This window comes from Pseudomonas fluorescens (genome assembly GCF_040448305.1).
Taxonomy (GTDB): Bacteria; Pseudomonadota; Gammaproteobacteria; order Pseudomonadales; family Pseudomonadaceae; genus Aquipseudomonas; species Aquipseudomonas fluorescens_BH.
In genome coordinates this window covers 6,637,621-6,652,523 of record NZ_CP148752.1, presented here as the reverse complement: position 1 = coordinate 6,652,523, position 14,903 = coordinate 6,637,621, and the positions used below count along the sequence as shown (strand labels likewise).

Sequence of the window (14,903 nt, the reverse complement as noted above, 5' to 3'; positions counted from 1 at the left end):
GTGTCACGTCGGGCGCAGGGGATGCGCCCGGTTTTTTACCGATCAGCGTTGCGCTGCGGTCACGCCTGCCGGAGCAGCTTCAGCCTTGGCGGCTGGTGCTGGCGGGTTCGCCGGCCAGGCTTTCAGGTCCAGATCCAGATCCGGGAATTTGCTCGAATCGAACACCGGAGTCTTGATGCCGGCGGCGCGCTGGTCATCGTAGTCACGCAGGATGCGCATGCCGACCTTGAACAGCAGGAACAGCGCGATCAGGTTGACGAACGCGAGCATGGTCATGGTGATGTCGGCGAAGGCAAATACGGTGCCGAGGTTTTCGATGGCGCCCCAGAAAATCAGCACCAGTACCAGCGCGCGATAGCCCATCAGCGCCTTGCGGTTTTCACCGATCAAAAAGCGCAGGTTGTTCTCGCCCAGGTAGTAGTTGTAGAGGATCGAGGTGAACACGAACAACGCCAGGGCCACGGAGATGAACATCCGGCCCCAGTCACCGACCACGGCGGCGAGCGAGTTCTGGGTCAGGGCAATGCCGTCGCCTTCGAAGCCCGGAGTGTAGAAGCCGGAGAGCAGGATCAGCAGCGCGGTGCAGGTGCAGATCACGAAGGTATCGAGGAACACGCTGAACGCCTGGACCACACCTTGTGCCACTGGGTGCTCGACCGCCGCGACAGCCGCCACGTTCGGCGCACTGCCCAGGCCTGCTTCGTTGGCGAATACGCCACGCTTCACACCCATGACGATGGCGCTGCCGATCAGGCCACCGAAGGCCTGGTCCAGACCGAAGGCACTCTTGACGATGGTCATCAGCATGCCCGGCACCTGGTCGAACTGCAGCACGATCACGTAGATGGTCACGCCGATGTACACCAGGGTTTTCACCGGCACCAACAGGTCGGCGACCTTGGCGATGCGCTTGATCCCGCCGATGAACACCAGGCCCAGTAGCACGGCCAGACCGATACCGGTGTAAGTGGTGTCGAGGCCGAACGCGTTGTTCAACGAGTGCGTCACGGCGTGGGCCTGCAGGCCGTTGAAGGCGAAGCCGAACGTCACCAGCAGCAGGAACGCCATCAGCATGCCCAACCAGCGTTTTTGCAAGCCGTGCTGGATGTAATAGGACGGACCGCCACGGAACTGGCCTTCGGAATCGCAGCGCTTGTAGAGCTGGCCGAGGGAGCATTCGAAGAAGCTGCTGGACATGCCGACCAGCGCGGTCACCCACATCCAGAACACGGCACCGGGGCCACCGAGGGTCACGGCAATGCCGACACCGGCGATGTTGCCCGCACCGACGCGGCCGGCGAGGCTGAGCATCAGGGCCTGGAACGAACTGAGTTGCCCGGCGCTGCTTTTGAGGCTGTCGCGGAACACCGCGAACATGTGGAAGAAGTGACGCAATTGAACGAAACGCGAGCGGATCGTGAAGTAGCTACCGAGCCCGACAATGAGCACGATCAGTACTTTCCCTGAGAGGAAGTCGTTAATGACTTCGAGCATGGATTATTCCTCGCTGTTTTTTGTGTAGGCAATAATGCTGGCCGGACAGACACATCGAGTTACACCCCTTGGCGCACAGCACAATGGGCGGTTCGAAGTTCGTCCCGGTTTCATATCGCGGGTTTGTTATTAGTTCGGGTTTCGCATGGGTTGTGGCCTCGCTACCGACGACCGCTCATGCGAAGAGGGGCGGCACTATACCGATGACAGTGCCGTCCGTCTGCACGATTGTGGTGCGTTCGGTGAAGCGAAGCCTTTGAAACACCTGACATTTTTGCTGTCAGGCTTTTGTGGGAGCGAGCCTGCTCGCGATGCAGGCGCCACGGTTTTACAGCTGCACCGCGTTATCGTTCATCGCGAGCAGGCTCGCTCCCACAGAAGACGTTTGTCCTTTCAAACAGTTAAAAAAAAGGGCCTGGAGATTGATCTCCAAGCCCTCAAAAGGTGAGAGGTGTCTAGTCCCTCGACCTGGTGAGCGGTGCTACAAGTAACGCGTCGGGTTATGCCTTCAGAGGCACCAGACGCGGAGCAATCATGTTTTCCGGGCGCAGGATGTCGGCGAGCATGGCTTCGTCGAGCAGACCTTCTTCGCGCACCAGTTCCAGCACGCCGCGGCCGCTTTCAAGGGCGAGGCCGGCGATGCGGGTGGCATTTTTGTAGCCGATGTACGGGTTCAGCGCGGTGACCAGGCCGATCGAGTGCTCGACCAGTTCACGGCAACGTGCTTCGTTGGCGGTGATGCCGACGATGCAGTGCTCGCGCAGCATGTCCATGGCGCGTTGCAGCAGGCGGATCGAGTCGAAGATCTTGAAGGCGATCAGCGGCTCCATCACGTTCAGTTGCAGTTGGCCGCCTTCGGCTGCCATGGTCAGCGCCAGGTCGTTACCGATGACCTGGAACGCCACCTGGTTGACCGCTTCCGGGATAACCGGGTTGACCTTGCCTGGCATGATCGAGCTGCCTGGCTGACGCGCCGGCAGGTTGATCTCGTTGATGCCGGTGCGTGGGCCGCTGGACAGCAGGCGCAGGTCGTTGCAGATCTTCGACAGCTTGACCGCGGTACGCTTGAGCATGCCGGAGAACAGCACGAAGGCGCCCATGTCGGAGGTGGCTTCGATCAGGTCGGCGGCCGGTACCAGCGGTTGACCGCTGATCAGCGCCAGGCGCTGTACAGCCAGGGCCTGATAACGCGGGTCGGCGTTGATGCCGGTGCCGATCGCGGTGCCGCCCAGGTTCACTTCAGTCAGCAGTTCCGGGGCCAGCGTCTTCAGACGGGCCAGGTCTTCGCCCATGGTGGTGGCGAAAGCGCGGAATTCCTGACCCAGAGTCATCGGAACGGCGTCTTGCAGCTGGGTACGACCCATTTTCAGGACGTGGTTGAATTCCTGACCCTTGGTCGCGAACGCCTGAATCAGGCTGTCGAGACTGGCCAGCAGGGCGTCGTGACCCAGCAACAGACCCAGACGGATGGCCGTCGGGTAAGCGTCGTTGGTCGACTGCGCCATGTTCACGTCATCGTTCGGGTGCAGGTACTGGTACTCGCCTTTCTGGTGACCCATGGCCTCCAGCGCGATGTTGGCGATGACTTCGTTGGCATTCATGTTGGTCGAAGTGCCAGCGCCGCCTTGAATCATGTCCACCACGAACTCTTCGTGGAAGTCACCGCGGATCAAACGTGCGCAGGCTTCGCTGATGGCAGCGTGCTTGGCTTCGCTCAGGTGACCCAGCTCACGGTTGGCGTCTGCGGCGGCCTGTTTAACCATGGCCAGGCCGACAACCAGTTTCGGGTAGTGCGAAATCGGAACGCCCGAGAGGCGGAAGTTATTCACCGCTCGCAGGGTCTGGATACCGTAATACGCTTGAGCCGGTACTTCGAGGGCGCCAAGCAGGTCATTTTCTGTGCGGAATGATGCAGCGGAGGACATGATAGAAATCATCTCAATATGGACCCGGTCTGTGCCGGAACGCTGCGAATGCTAGGCCTGTGGAGAATTTTGGGCCAATGCTGTTAAACACTAGGCTATGCATATTCGGCATAATGCCCGTGTGACGCCGGCTTGACGGCGAACGTGTGACCTAAATTGGTGCGTGTCCGGGAGGACGTGATGAATCTGGAAAGCAAATGGCTGGAGGACTTCAGTGCCCTGGCCGCCACCCGCAGTTTCTCCCAGGCCGCCGAGCGGCGTTTCGTGACGCAGCCAGCGTTCAGCCGGCGAATCCGCAGCCTTGAGGCCGCGTTGGGGCTGACCCTGGTCAACCGTTCGCGCACGCCGGTGGAACTGACGGCGGCGGGGCAATTGTTTCTGGTCACCGCACGCACTGTGGTCGAACAGTTGGGCGAAGTGCTGCGCCATCTGCATCACCTGGAAGGCGGACAGGGCGAAGTGATGCAGGTCGCTGCCGCGCACTCCCTGGCGCTCGGTTTCTTTCCGCGCTGGATCGCACAGTTGCGCAATGAAGGCCTGAACATTGCCACGCGGCTGGTGGCGACCAACGTCGGCGACGCCGTGCATGCATTGCGCGAAGGCGGCTGCGATCTGATGTTGGCGTTCTACGACCCGGACGCCGCCATGCAGATGGACCCGGAAATCTTCCCCTCGCTGCACCTGGGCCACACCGAGATGCTGCCGGTCTGCGCCGCCGACGCCGACGGCAAACCACTGTTCGATCTGGAAGGCGAAGGCAGCGTGCCGTTGCTGGCGTACAGCGCCGGGGCCTTTCTTGGCCGTTCGGTGAACATGCTATTGCGTCAACGTGCGCTGCGCTTCACCACCATCTACGAAACCGCCATGGCCGACAGCCTGAAAAGCATGGCTTTGGAAGGCCTAGGCATCGCCTGGGTACCGCAACTGAGCGTGCGCGCCGAGCTGGCGCGCGGTGAGTTGGTGGTCTGCGGCGGGCCGCAATGGCATGTGCCGCTGGAGATTCGCTTGTACCGCTGTGCGCTTGTGCGCAAGGCCAACGTGCGGTTGTTGTGGCGCAAGCTGGAGGGTGGTGCGGCCAGTTCGGCTTCGTGAGAGTGTTTGTGGTAACTATCGCAAGGCGACTGAACTTATGAAAAGCGATTTAGATATTCGCGAATATTTTCCCTGTTCTTGTCGCTGAAGCGGTAAACGTTTCCACGAGCAAGAGAAAAATCATCGGCGAGCATGATTGTGTCGTGCCACCAGCCGTCATAGACAACTTCACTGTCTTCGTGGGTCGCACCAAGCATATGACCTATTTCATGTGCGGGAGCTCGGTATGAGCTGATCGACGCGATTGCGCAATGACCTTTGAACATGGCAATTCCGCCTGTCCACCCGAGAACTCCGCCGAGTTGTTCGTTGATGTTGTCTCGGGTCAGCAAGAGATACTTGGTGAGATTCGCTTCATCACGGTCCCTGTATGAAATTTTTGAATACAAGTCGTGTAACAGATCTCTCCAGCCTTGCAATGCGGCTTGTTCATTCTCATTTCTGTAGTTGTATCCGGCCAGTTTTGGAGCCTCGTCATGGTGGTACATTAAAATCAGGACTTCACGTCCCGAGATGAGTTCGAGTTCGGTTTTAAGCCAGACAAAGTAATCGGCGTATAATTTGTTTTTTTGATAATCCTGTAAGTCGCTGTGAATGATGACCATTATGGTGACGTTTTTTTTCATATCTGTTAACTCCCTATTTAATTTAAAGCTTCCTGCCGTTTGAAGCTAAATCTTCTACAGGTTTTTAACCAGTTATAGTTTGTTTTTTAATATTTATAAGCATCAAGATGCCGGCAACTAATGGTGATAAAAGTTGCGAGATTAATTAAAGTAAGAAACCAAGCCTTTCGTGACATGCCGGAATCTAATGGTTGACTTGATAGTCAAGATGCATGGATTTCTCGATGGCATGACAGATGGTCGCAACAGGGGCTGTTTATCTGCTTCATTGAGGTATACTGCGCGGCCTTCGGCCGGTTACGACCGGCCATAATTCGTACAATCAAGCCACGCATCCTGCGTGGCTTGTTGTTTTTTGACGCGCCTGCGGGCGCCCAGAGAGAAGAGGCACGACGATGAGTGCACTGGTTGGCGTGATCATGGGCTCCAAGTCCGATTGGTCCACCCTTAGCCACACCGCCGATATGCTGGAAAAGCTCGGCATTCCCTACGAGGTGAAAGTGGTTTCTGCCCACCGCACCCCGGACCTGCTGTTCCAGTACGCTGAACAAGCCGAGGCGCGTGGCATCGAGGTGATCATCGCCGGTGCCGGCGGCGCGGCCCACTTGCCAGGCATGTGTGCGGCCAAGACCCACCTGCCGGTGCTGGGCGTACCCGTGCAATCGGCAATGCTGTCGGGCGTCGATTCACTGCTTTCCATTGTGCAGATGCCAGCGGGCATTCCGGTTGCCACCCTGGCCATCGGCAAGGCAGGCGCGATCAACGCAGCACTGCTGTCGGCGAGTATCCTTGGCGCCAAGCACCCGCAGTTCCATACGGTGCTGAAAACCTTCCGTGCTGAGCAGACAGACAGCGTCCTGGACAATCCAGACCCACGCATCGCCTGAGGTTGTTGACGATGAAGATCGGTGTAATCGGTGGCGGCCAGTTGGGTCGCATGTTGGCGCTGGCGGGCACTCCGCTGGGCATGAACTTCGCTTTCCTGGACCCGGCGCCGGATGCTTGCGCAGCCGCGTTGGGCGAACACCTGCGAGCCGATTACGGCGATCAGGATCACCTGCGTCAGCTGGCCGATGAAGTCGATCTGGTGACCTTCGAGTTCGAAAGCGTTCCGGCCGAGACCGTGGCTTTCCTGTCGCAATTCGTTCCGGTCTACCCGAGCGCCGAAGCGCTGCGCATCGCCCGCGATCGCTGGTTCGAGAAGAGCATGTTCAAGGACCTGGGGATTCCTACCCCGGCGTTCGCCGACATTCAGTCCCAGGCTGATCTGGACGCTGCCGTGGCTTCCATCGGTCTGCCGGCGGTGCTGAAGACCCGTACCCTGGGTTATGACGGCAAGGGTCAGAAAGTCCTGCGCACCCCTGAAGATGTAGTCGGTACCTTTGCCGAACTGGGCAGCGTGGCCTGTCTGCTGGAAGGCTTCGTGCCGTTCACCGGTGAAGTCTCGCTGATCGCCGTGCGTGCCCGCGACGGTGAAATCCGCTTCTATCCGCTGGTGCACAACACCCACGAAAGCGGCATTCTCAAGCTGTCCGTGGCCAGCACCGATCACCCCTTGCAAGCCCTGGCCGAAGACTACTCCAGCCGTGTGCTCAAGCAACTGGATTACGTCGGCGTGATGGCGTTCGAGTTCTTTGAAGTCGACGGTGGCCTCAAGGCCAACGAAATTGCCCCGCGCGTGCACAACTCAGGGCACTGGACCACCGAAGGCGCCGAGTGCAGCCAGTTCGAAAACCACCTGCGGGCCGTTGCAGGCCTGCCGTTGGGTTCGACCGCCAAGGTTGGGGAAAGCGCGATGCTCAACTTCATCGGCAAAGTGCCGGACACCGAGAAAGTCGTGGCCATCGCCGATTGCCATCTGCATCACTACGGCAAGGCCTTCAAGGTCGGCCGCAAGGTCGGTCACGCCAACCTGCGTTGCGCGGATCGCGAAACGCTCACCGCGCAGATCCTCAAGGTCGAAGCGCTGATCGCCGAATAGTTTCATGTGGCAGCGGCGGAACCATTCAGGGACCGCCGTTCTCTCATGGCAGGATGCCAAAGTCTGGCTAGGCTTTCGCATAGCCATCTCAATCAGAGGGAAATGCCATGGGAATCATCGGAACCATCTTTATCGGCTTGATTGTCGGCCTGCTGGCGCGGTTCCTGAAGCCGGGCGATGACAGCATGGGCTGGATCATGACGATCCTGCTCGGTATCGGCGGTTCGCTGGCGGCCACTTACGGCGGTCAAGCCCTGGGCATCTATCAGGCTGGCCAAGGCGCAGGCTTCATCGGTGCGCTGGTGGGCGCCGTTGTGTTGCTGGTGATCTACGGACTGATCAAAAAGAACTGATTCAGGCGACAAAGTCCTCTCGGCCGCACAAGCCGGGAGGGCTAGAATGCTCGGCGTTTCCTGATCCTTCCTATACCGAGCACCTTCATGCGCCGTCTTCTGCTGACTCTACTTTTATTGGGAACGGGCCTTGCCCATGCTGGCGAGCTGCCGGAAACCGACTGGCTTGAACTGATGCCCAAGTCGGACCAGAAGGCCCTCGAGGCCATGCCTGAAATTGACCACAATTCCCCTGAAGCCAATGGCACTTTCACCGACAAGGGTGGGATGAAGCAGGCCAAAGGCTTGCCGGCGGTGATGTACTCGACCAAGACCGTTGCGTCGATGAACGACAAGGACATCCGCATTGGCGGTTACCCCGTGCCGCTGGAGTCCGACGCTAAGGGCCGCAGTACGCTGTTCTTCCTGGTGCCGTACCCGGGCGCGTGCATCCACGTACCACCTCCGCCGCCCAATCAATTGGTGCTGGTGCGCTATCCAAAGGGCTTGAAGCTGAACGATATCTACACGCCGCTGTGGGTGACCGGCACGTTGAAGGTCGAGAAGGTCAGCAATGACCTGGCGGATGCGGCGTATGCGCTGGATGCGCAGACGGTACGGGTGGTGGAAGAGTCGGATCTATAAACAGCCTTTCAGACTGACCCAATCAACTGTGGGAGCGAGCCTGCTCGCGAAGGCGTCGTGTCATGCGACATTAATGCAATCTGACACACCGAATTCGCGAGCAAGCCCGCTCCCACATTGGTTTTGTGGAGTTGCTTAGAGCGGCTTGCTGCCGATACTCACACCCAGGGTGTGGCTCGCCCCTGGTTTCAGTTTCACCACATCGTCCATCACGTTCGCCGTCTCGATGCATAGCATGCGCTGCCAGCCATCGTCGGCCATGTCGCTGAACGCGGCGGCGCGGTCGATCCATGGGTTCCAGATCACCGCCGTACGCGATCCGCTGCTGGTCAGTTCGATGCGTCGCTCCCAAGCCGGGTCGACGATGCTCAGCAGTGGCGGGGCGTCGAGATAGATGCGATCGGTCTCCCCGGTAAAGCGCAGATCACCGGTCTGGGGGACGGTTTTCCAGTTGTCCAGGGTTTCGATGTAGTTGAGGCCATCCACACCTTCGACATGCACCTCGCGCACATCGCTGACGGCAAAGTAACTGTGCAGCGCCTGGCTGATGCTGACGGTTTCAGAGCCCCGGTTGTGGCTGATCAGATGGATGTGCAATTGCTCGTCGAGGCGAATGCTCAGCGTCAAATCCACCTGGTGCGGCCAGCCGGGAAAGCCGCCTTCGGGGTAGGGCAGGAGGAATTCGACCTTCAGGCTTTCACCTTCGGCTTCGATGCCGCCCAGTTCCCAATCCATCGCTCGTACGAAGCCGTGAGCCGACGGCGCTTCATTGCTGGTGCGCATCGCCTGAACGCTTTGCGGGTTGCGCGCAAAGTTGCCGAACCATGGCCAGCACACCGGCACGCCGGCGCGGATGCTCTTGCCGGTCTTGAACACGGCCTCGTCGTTGAGCCAGATCAGCGGCGGCTGGCCGGCCAGTTGATAACTGAGGATGTGCGCGCCTTGCTGGGCCACCAGTAATTCGGCCTGACCGTGGCGGATGCGCCAGCAGTTCAGTTCATCCAGTTTTACGGCTTCAACATTGGGCATGCTCATGGGACAGCTCTCGATCAGTAACGTGGACGACTATCGACCGCAAAACGGCTACCAGGTTTAGAAGCTCTTTCAGCGAGCCCGAGGCGGAACCGAACGGGTGCGGCCGCTGCCGTCGATGGCAACGAATACAAACACCGCTTCGGTTACTTTACGCCACTCGCTGGACAGTGGATCGTCGCTCCAGACCTCGACCATCATCTTGATCGAGCTGCGGCCGATTTCCAGGGCCTGGGTATAAAAGGAGAGCTGAGCGCCCACCGCCACCGGAACCAGGAATGCCATGCGGTCGATTGCAACGGTGGCAACACGCCCGCCGGCGACCTTGCTGGCCATCGCGGTGCCTGCCAAATCCATCTGCGCCACCAGCCAGCCGCCGAAAATATCGCCAAAGCCGTTGGTTTCGCGAGGAAGCGCGGTGATTTGCAGGGCCAGGTCGCCTTGCGGGATCGGATCTTCTTGTTCGAGCTCTATCATTCCGGGGGTGCCTCTGACCCGTGACTCTTCGTTGGTATTGCTGGTGGTAGCCGTCTTCGGGAAAAACGATTCAGCACCGAACATACTACGTTCGTCACGTTTTCCATAAGGCGCCTAAAGGGAAACTCTGCGAAATCGCCTATGAACCTGACAGGCGCTTTCGCACAGCAACCCCTCAAAAACCGGAGCAGGCTTTGAGTATATCGGTCGGTAGACTCCGCGACGACCGTCCGGTTCTCATTTTGACCGTCAAAAACGCACCTCTATGTGCTTTTTCGAACAATTTGCTATCGTGCCGGACCTGCCCAAACCTCAGCCAGCGTTGTTGAGGTTGCAGATCCGACTATAAGAGAAGCCCTTGCCATGACCACAGCGCCCTCGAGCATCGCGCAGCCAGACCAACCCGCACGTCCGCTGACCCGCAGCGACTACAAGACTCTATCGCTGTCTGCCCTGGGCGGCGCGCTGGAGTTCTACGATTTCATCATCTTCGTGTTCTTCGCCACGGTGGTGGGCAAGCTGTTCTTCCCGGCGGACATGCCTGAGTGGCTACGCCTGATGCAGACCTTCGGCATCTTCGCCGCCGGCTACCTGGCGCGGCCGCTGGGCGGCATCGTAATGGCGCACTTCGGCGACCTGCTGGGCCGCAAGAAAATGTTCACCCTGAGCATTTTCATGATGGCGGTGCCGACCTTGATCATGGGTTTGCTGCCGACTTATGCGCAGATCGGCATGTGGGCGCCGATCCTGTTGTTGTTGATGCGGGTGATCCAGGGCGCGGCCATTGGCGGTGAAGTGCCGGGGGCGTGGGTCTTCGTTTCCGAACACGTTCCGCAGCGGCATGTCGGCTACGCCTGCGGCACCCTGACCAGCGGCCTGACGGCGGGCATCCTGCTCGGCTCGCTGGTCGCCACGGCGATCAACAGCATCTACACCCCGGTGGAAGTATCGGATTACGCCTGGCGGATTCCGTTCCTGCTGGGTGGCGTGTTCGGTCTGTTCTCGGTGTACCTGCGTCGCTGGCTGCACGAAACCCCGGTGTTCGCCGAGCTGCAATTGCGCAAGGCCCTGGCCGAAGAAGTGCCGTTGCGTGCGGTGCTGCGTGACCATCGTGGCGCGATTGCCATTTCGATGCTGCTGACCTGGCTACTGTCGGCCGCCATCGTGGTGTTGATCCTGATGACCCCGACTGTGTTGCAGACGGTCTATCACTTCTCGCCAACCACGTCCCTGCAGGCGAACAGCGTGGCGATCGTGTTCCTGAGTTTTGGTTGCATCATTGCCGGCGCACTGGCCGACCGCTTCGGTGCGGGACGAGTCTTCGTGATCGGCTGTACCGCGTTGCTGGCCAGTTCCTGGACCTTCTACCACAGCCTGGCAGACCATCCCGACTGGCTGTTCCCGATGTACGCCCTGACCGGTCTGCTGGTTGGCACCATCGGCGCGGTGCCGTATGTGATGGTCAAGGCGTTCCCGCCGGTGGTGCGTTTCAGCGGCCTGTCGTTTTCGTACAACGTCGCCTATGCGATTTTCGGTGGTCTGACGCCGATGATCGTCAGCCTGTTGCTCAAGGAAAGTGCGATGGGGCCTGCTTATTATGTGGCGGTGCTGTGTGGGGTGGGGATTCTGGTGGGGGCTTATCTCTGGAAGAAGGGGCGTTAAGCGCTATTTTTTCATCGTCTATGCCGGCCCTATCGCGAGCAGGCTCGAATCATCCTGTGAAGAACAGGGTGCTGGCCTTTCATCCAATTGTCATATTTCAGCCATAGAGTGTTCACACGGCCTGCTGATACTTGGCCCCGAATAACACACCCTATCTGCTAGGAGTAAGGCATGAAACTGAAGCGTTTGATGGCGGCAATGACTTTTGTCGCTGCTGGCGTTGCGACTGCCAACGCGGTTGCCGCTGTTGACCCTGCTATCCCGAGCTACACCAAGACCACTGGTGTGTCGGGCAACCTGTCCAGCGTCGGCTCCGATACCCTGGCCAACCTCATGACCCTCTGGGCTGAGAACTACAAAAAAGAATACCCGAACGTAAACATCCAGATTCAGGCTGCCGGTTCTTCTACCGCGCCACCTGCGCTGACTGAAGGCACCGCTAACCTGGGCCCGATGAGCCGCAAAATGAAGGATAACGAGCTGCAGGCCTTCGAAACCAAATACGGTTACAAGCCAACCGCTATTCCGGTTGCCGTGGATGCCTTGGCCGTATTCGTGCACAAGGACAACCCGATCAAGCACATGACCATGGAACAGGTCGATGCGGTCTTCTCGTCCACCCGTCTGTGCGGCGGCAAAGCCGACGTCAAAACCTGGGGTGACCTGGGTGTGACCGGCGACCTGGCCAACAAGCCGGTTCAACTGTTCGGTCGTAACTCGGTATCCGGCACTTATGGCTACTTCAAGGAAGAAGCCCTGTGCAAAGGTGACTTCAAGCCAAACGTCAACGAACAGCCAGGCTCGGCTTCGGTTGTGCAGTCGATCAGCTCCTCGCTGAACGGCATCGGTTACTCGGGTATCGGTTACAAGACTGCCAGCGTGAAGACGGTGGCCTTGGCCAAGAAAGGTAGCACCGAGTTTGTTGAAGACACTGAAGAAAACGCCCTGAACGGCAAGTACCCGCTGTCGCGCTTCCTGTACGTGTACGTCAACAAAGCCCCGAACAAGCCTTTGGCTCCGCTGGAAGCTGAGTTCGTGAAGCTGGTTCTGTCCAAACAGGGCCAGGAAGTTGTGGTGAAAGACGGCTACATCCCACTGCCAGCCAAGGTTGCTGCAAAAGCACTGGCTGACCTGGGTCTGGCGGAAGGCGGCGCTGCAGTCGTAAAAAAGTAACAAATTGAGTCCGGGGTGAACCCTTCCGGACTCAAGTAAAAGGCCGGATCTGCTTGCAGGCCGGCCTTTTACACACCTCAAATTTTCGATCCTCTGCCAGTCCCGCTGGCGGTGGATTTGGTGCGTCACTGCATTGTCATCTTTCTGTCATACAGGATCGCTAGGGTGAGCGCATGAATGATCTGGCCAATTCCAACATGACTACTAATCCCCCCAAGCGAATTGACTTCAATACGCCTGAGCTGCAACGCAAGCGCCGCATTCGTGCGCTCAAAGATCGCTTCACCCGTTGGTACGTCCTCATCGGCGGCCTGGCGGTGCTGGCAGCCATCACCCTGATCTTCTTCTTCCTCGCCTATGTTGTTGCGCCGCTGTTCCAGGGTGCCGACCTGACCGCGAAAGAGTCCATTACCCCGGCCTGGATGCAGGACGCTGGCAAGCCACTGATGATCTCGCTCGAAGAGCAGAATCAGGTGGCCATGCGCGTTTCCGACAAGGGCCAGGCGTTGTTCTTCGATATCGACAGTGGCGCTGAGCTCAAGCGCGTCGATCTGCCGTTGCCGGCAGGCGCAACCGTGGCCTCCATCGGCGAAGACCAGCCAGGTCATCCGCTGGTGGCCGTGGGCCTGTCCAACGGTCAGGCGCTGGTGTTTCGTCACACCTATAAAGTCAGCTACCCCGATGGCAAGAAAACCATCACTCCGGATATCGAGTATCCGTACGGCAACACGCCCATCGCGCTGAACGAAAGCGGCGGTGCGCTGGAACACGTCAGCCTCAACGCCAACGATTCGACCCTGATGCTGGTCGGCTCCACCGGTTCGCAACTTAATGTTCTGTCGCTGACCAGCGAAGAGAACATGATGACCGGTGAAGTCACCAACGAGCAGAAGCGTATCGAACTGCCGCAGATGAACGAGCCGGTGAAGAGTATCTTCGTCGACCCGCGTCAGCAGTGGCTGTATGTGATTAATGGTCGTGCCCAGGCCGACGTGTTCAGCTTGCGTGACAAGAGCCTCAATGGTCGCTACAAGCTGGCGGAAGACGGTGATACTGAAATCACCGCCAGCACCCAGTTGGTGGGTGGCATCTCGCTGATCATCGGTGACTCCAAGGGTGGTCTGGCCCAGTGGTTCATGGCTCGCGACCCGGATGGCGAGCAACGCCTGAAGCAGATCCGCACCTTCCAGATGGGCACCACGCCTATCGTTGAAATCACTGCTGAAGAACGCCGCAAGGGCTTCGTTGCCCTCGACGCTTCCGGCAAACTTGGCGTGTTCCACAGCACCGCCCACCGCACCCTGCTGGTAGAGCCGGTCGCTGAAGGCCAGGGCATTTTCGGTCTGTCGCCTCGCGCCAATCGCGTGATAGTGGAAGCCGGCGGCAAGCTGCACCCGCTGCTGCTCGACAACCCGCACCCGGAAGTCTCGTGGAGCGCACTGTGGAGCAAGGTCTGGTACGAGAACTACGACGAGCCTAAATATGTCTGGCAATCGACCGCCGCCAACACCGACTTCGAACCCAAGCTGAGCCTGTCGCCGCTGACCTTCGGTACCCTGAAAGCCGCGTTCTACGCCATGCTGCTGGCCGCTCCTCTGGCCGTCGCCGCTGCGATCTACACCGCGTACTTCATGGCTCCGGGCATGCGCCGCAAGGTCAAGCCGGTGATCGAGCTGATGGAAGCGATGCCGACGGTGATCCTCGGCTTCTTCGCCGGTCTGTTCCTCGCACCGTATGTGGAAGGGCACTTGCCCGGCATCTTCAGCCTGCTGATGTTGCTGCCAATCGGCATCCTGGTCGCCGGTTTCACTTTCAGCCGCTTGCCTGAATCGATCCGCCTGAAAGTCCCGGACGGCTGGGAAAGTGCGCTGCTGATCCCGGTGATTCTGTTCGTGGGCTGGCTGTCGCTGTACATGAGCCCGTTCATGGAGAACTGGTTCTTCGGCGGCGACATGCGCATGTGGATCTCCCACGATCTGGGCATCACCTACGACCAGCGCAACGCCCTGGTGGTCGGCCTGGCCATGGGCTTCGCGGTCATCCCGAACATCTACTCCATCGCCGAAGACGCCGTGTTCAGCGTGCCTCGCGGCCTGACCCTGGGCTCCCTGGCGCTCGGTGCCACGCCGTGGCAGACCATGACCCGCGTGGTGATCCTCACCGCGAGCCCGGGCATATTCTCGGCGCTGATGATCGGCATGGGCCGTGCGGTCGGTGAAACCATGATCGTGCTGATGGCCACAGGCAACACGCCGGTCATGGAAATGAACCTGTTCGAAGGTCTGCGCACCCTGGCGGCCAACGTCGCAGTGGAAATGCCCGAATCGGAAGTCGGCGGCAGCCACTACCGCGTGCTGTTCCTCTCGGCGCTGGTGCTGCTGTTGTTCACCTTCGTCATGAACACCCTCGCGGAACTGATTCGTCAGCGTCTGCGCAAGAAATACTCGTCGCTTTAAGAAAGGTA

13 protein-coding genes are annotated in these 14,903 nt (G+C 59.2%); 8 read left to right on the top strand and 5 right to left on the bottom strand.

The features are described from left to right. Positions 1-42: 42 nt before the first annotated feature. Both WHX55_RS30480 and aspA read right to left on the bottom strand, forming a co-directional pair. Positions 43-1,494, bottom strand: coding sequence for an alanine/glycine:cation symporter family protein (locus WHX55_RS30480; protein WP_150724860.1), 1,452 nt, complete (start codon positions 1,492-1,494; stop codon positions 43-45). A 500-nt stretch (positions 1,495-1,994) separates the two neighbouring features. Continuing rightward, positions 1,995-3,419 carry an aspartate ammonia-lyase gene (aspA, locus tag WHX55_RS30475; protein WP_150724861.1) on the bottom strand — a complete coding sequence of 475 codons (1,425 nt, stop codon included), beginning with the start codon at positions 3,417-3,419 and terminating at the stop codon, positions 1,995-1,997. Positions 3,420-3,599: 180 nt separating this feature from the next. Between aspA and WHX55_RS30470 the strand changes: the two genes are divergently transcribed. Beyond that, positions 3,600-4,511 (top strand): LysR substrate-binding domain-containing protein, encoded by a 912-nt coding sequence (locus WHX55_RS30470; protein WP_150753821.1) that lies wholly within the window; start codon positions 3,600-3,602, stop codon positions 4,509-4,511. A 35-nt stretch (positions 4,512-4,546) separates the two neighbouring features. On the opposite strand, the gene WHX55_RS30465 is transcribed toward WHX55_RS30470, so the two are convergent. After that, on the bottom strand, positions 4,547-5,137 hold the full coding sequence (locus tag WHX55_RS30465; RefSeq protein ID WP_150753822.1) for a reprolysin-like metallopeptidase: 591 nt from the start codon (positions 5,135-5,137) through the stop codon (positions 4,547-4,549). Between the two features lie 395 nt (positions 5,138-5,532). Here WHX55_RS30465 and purE point away from each other — a divergent pair, with 395 nt between their 5' ends. The 4 genes from purE (at position 5,533) to WHX55_RS30445 (ending at position 8,095) form a co-directional block, all read left to right on the top strand. After that, the gene (gene purE, locus WHX55_RS30460; RefSeq protein ID WP_150753823.1) at positions 5,533-6,024 is read left to right on the top strand and encodes a 5-(carboxyamino)imidazole ribonucleotide mutase; all 492 of its coding nucleotides are present in this window, start codon (positions 5,533-5,535) and stop codon (positions 6,022-6,024) included. An 11-nt stretch (positions 6,025-6,035) separates the two neighbouring features. After that, the gene (locus WHX55_RS30455; RefSeq protein WP_150753824.1) at positions 6,036-7,118 is read left to right on the top strand and encodes a 5-(carboxyamino)imidazole ribonucleotide synthase; all 1,083 of its coding nucleotides are present in this window, start codon (positions 6,036-6,038) and stop codon (positions 7,116-7,118) included. 107 nt (positions 7,119-7,225) lie between these two features. After that, positions 7,226-7,471, top strand: a complete 246-nt coding sequence (locus WHX55_RS30450) for a GlsB/YeaQ/YmgE family stress response membrane protein (protein ID WP_008030708.1) — start codon at positions 7,226-7,228, stop codon at positions 7,469-7,471. A gap of 87 nt (positions 7,472-7,558) precedes the next feature. After that, a complete protein-coding gene (locus WHX55_RS30445) occupies positions 7,559-8,095 on the top strand; it encodes a DUF3299 domain-containing protein (RefSeq protein ID WP_150753825.1) in 537 nt (178 codons plus the stop codon). 135 nt (positions 8,096-8,230) lie between these two features. Here WHX55_RS30445 and WHX55_RS30440 read toward each other — a convergent pair whose 3' ends face one another. Continuing rightward, positions 8,231-9,130 (bottom strand): D-hexose-6-phosphate mutarotase, encoded by a 900-nt coding sequence (locus tag WHX55_RS30440; RefSeq protein ID WP_150753826.1) that lies wholly within the window; start codon positions 9,128-9,130, stop codon positions 8,231-8,233. Between the two features lie 69 nt (positions 9,131-9,199). After that, positions 9,200-9,604: a hotdog domain-containing protein gene (locus WHX55_RS30435; RefSeq protein WP_007942704.1), complete on the bottom strand. Its 405-nt coding sequence runs from the start codon at positions 9,602-9,604 to the stop codon at positions 9,200-9,202. 363 nt (positions 9,605-9,967) lie between these two features. Between WHX55_RS30435 and WHX55_RS30430 the strand changes: the two genes are divergently transcribed. The 3 genes from WHX55_RS30430 to WHX55_RS30420 all read left to right on the top strand — a co-directional run bounded on the left by WHX55_RS30430 (position 9,968) and on the right by WHX55_RS30420 (position 14,895). Then, positions 9,968-11,266, top strand: a complete 1,299-nt coding sequence (locus tag WHX55_RS30430; RefSeq protein ID WP_150757451.1) for an MFS transporter — start codon at positions 9,968-9,970, stop codon at positions 11,264-11,266. A 171-nt stretch (positions 11,267-11,437) separates the two neighbouring features. Further along, positions 11,438-12,439, top strand: coding sequence for a phosphate ABC transporter substrate-binding protein PstS (locus WHX55_RS30425; protein WP_150753828.1), 1,002 nt, complete (start codon positions 11,438-11,440; stop codon positions 12,437-12,439). Positions 12,440-12,861: 422 nt separating this feature from the next. After that, on the top strand, positions 12,862-14,895 hold the full coding sequence (locus tag WHX55_RS30420; protein ID WP_191624902.1) for an ABC transporter permease subunit: 2,034 nt from the start codon (positions 12,862-12,864) through the stop codon (positions 14,893-14,895). Positions 14,896-14,903: the final 8 nt, after the last annotated feature.